The 1,968-nt window shown below is 69.9% G+C and carries 2 protein-coding genes; one reads left to right on the top strand and one right to left on the bottom strand.

Annotation, left to right across the window (positions count from 1 at the left end; translation table 11 throughout):
• Positions 1-140: 140 nt before the first annotated feature.
• Positions 141-851 carry a BON domain-containing protein gene (locus VIB55_RS11275; protein ID WP_331876761.1) on the bottom strand — a complete coding sequence of 237 codons (711 nt, stop codon included), beginning with the start codon at positions 849-851 and terminating at the stop codon, positions 141-143.
• 139 nt (positions 852-990) lie between these two features.
• Between VIB55_RS11275 and mobB the strand changes: the two genes are divergently transcribed.
• The coding region (mobB, locus tag VIB55_RS11270) for a molybdopterin-guanine dinucleotide biosynthesis protein B (RefSeq protein ID WP_331876760.1) at positions 991-1,968 on the top strand (978 nt) is incomplete at its 3' end.

The raw sequence follows: 1,968 nt of genomic DNA, 5'->3' as shown, positions 1-1,968 counted from the left end.
CGCACTTTCGCACTTTCGCTCTTTCGCACTTTCGCACTTTCGCACTTTCGCACTTTCGCACTTTCGCACTTTCGCACTTTCGCACTTTCGCACTTTCGCACTTTCGCACTTTCGCACTTTCGCAATCACGCACTATCCCCTCACGCACTCGGCTCGGACGACGATCCGTGCGTGCTCTGCGGGAGCAAGTCGCCGTGCGCGGGGCCGGCTTCGTCCAGGCGCACGCGGATGTGGTTGATCACGCCGCGCACACCCATGGTTTCCCACGCGTCGTCCCAGGCGTAGCGCGCTTCCAGGAAGTCGTCCACCTCGCCCGTCAGCGTGACGATGCCGTCCTCCACCTCCACGCCGAGGCGGTCCACGTCCACCCACACGTCTTCGTACAGGCGCTGGCGGACGGCGGCCAGGATTTCGCCGTCGTCCATCTCCAGGTCCGTGTCGTCCACCTCGTAGCCGTACCGCGGCCCGCGCTCCGGCCGCTGGTTCAGCTCCGGATGGCGCTGGTAGGCGCGGTCGGGCAGGAACGGCACCCGCGCGTATCCGCCCTCGTCGCCGTAGTCCTCGGCATAGCCGCCCCAGCCGCGCTGCATGGGCGGACGACCCGGCGCGTATCCCCCGCCCGCATCGTAGCCGCGGGGGCGCCCGCCGCCCGGAACGCCGCCGAAGCCGGGATACGCATCGCCGTAGATCCCGCGGTCGTACCGGTCGAACCCCCCGCGCCCGAACGGGCCGCCGACGCCGCCCCACGGCGCGCCGTGCATGGGCCCGCGCGGGCGCCAGCCGCGGTCGTATCCGCCCATCGGCCGCGGGCCGCCCTGCCATCCACCGCGGTACGCGTCGTATCCCCTCATCCTCAGCCTCCCCGTTCGCGTTCCGTCCCATCCCGCTCGTCGGGCGCCCGGCGCGCAAGACGCGTTCCGACTTCCGGGTTGTTCCGGCGCCTCCGCGCCGGTAGCTTCGGGCCAGGCAGTTCCACTCTTTCGGCACGCGATGACGGACTCCGGCGCACTCCCCTCCACCGCCCCGCTGGGCGCGATCCTGGCGGGTGGCGCCAGCCGCCGCTTCGGCGCACCGAAGGCGCTGGCGTCAGTGGGTGGACGGCGGATCATCGACCGCGCGGTGGACGCGCTGTCGCGGGTGGCAGATTCCGTGGTGATCATCGCCAACGATGCCTCGCTCTTCGCAGATCTCGACCTGCCCATCCGCGCGGACGACGTCCCCGGCTTGGGCGCGCTCGGCGGCATCCGCACGGCGCTGCGCTGGGCGATAGAGAGGGGACGCACGGGCGCGCTGGTCGTCGCCTGCGACATGCCGTTCGTCAGTGCCAACCTGCTGCGGACGGTGGCGGATCGCGCTGGATCGGATGATGTGGACGCGGTCGTCCCGGAGAGCGGCGGACGGCGTGGGATCGAGCCGCTGTGCGCCTGGTATTGCGTCCGCTGTCTCCCCGAGATCGACCGCATGCTGGCGGATGGCGAGCGGCAGGCATTCCGCCTCGCCGACCGCGTTCGCGCGGACCGGGTCCCGATCGATGAAGTTCGGCGCATCGGCGATCCGGCTATCCTCTTCCTCAACATAAACACGGTGGACGACCTTCGCGCGGCCGAGCGCATCGCCAGCCCCGAGCCGCCACCGGCGGTGTGCATCGTCGGGAAGAAGAACAGCGGCAAGACCACGCTCGCGGTCGCCCTCCTGGCCGAATTGAAGCGCCGGGGATATCGCGTGGCCTCCATCAAGCACGGGCATCACGCGTTCGAAACCGACCAGCCCGGGCGCGACAGCTGGCGGCACTTCAACGAGGGCGAGGCCGAATCGACGATCATGGCCGGCGAGGGAAAGATCGCGATGGTGATGCGGATGGACGGCGAGCCCGATCCGCGGCAGCTCGTGCGCGACTTCTACACCGGGCGCGGCTACGACCTGGTGCTGATCGAGGGCTACAAGCAGGGCCCGTTTCCCCGTATCGAG

The sequence above is a fragment of the Longimicrobium sp. genome (assembly GCF_036554565.1).
In the GTDB taxonomy this organism is placed as follows: Bacteria; Gemmatimonadota; Gemmatimonadetes; order Longimicrobiales; family Longimicrobiaceae; genus Longimicrobium.
Note: the sequence above shows the minus strand (reverse complement) of the source record. Positions and strands in the feature narration are given on the sequence as shown.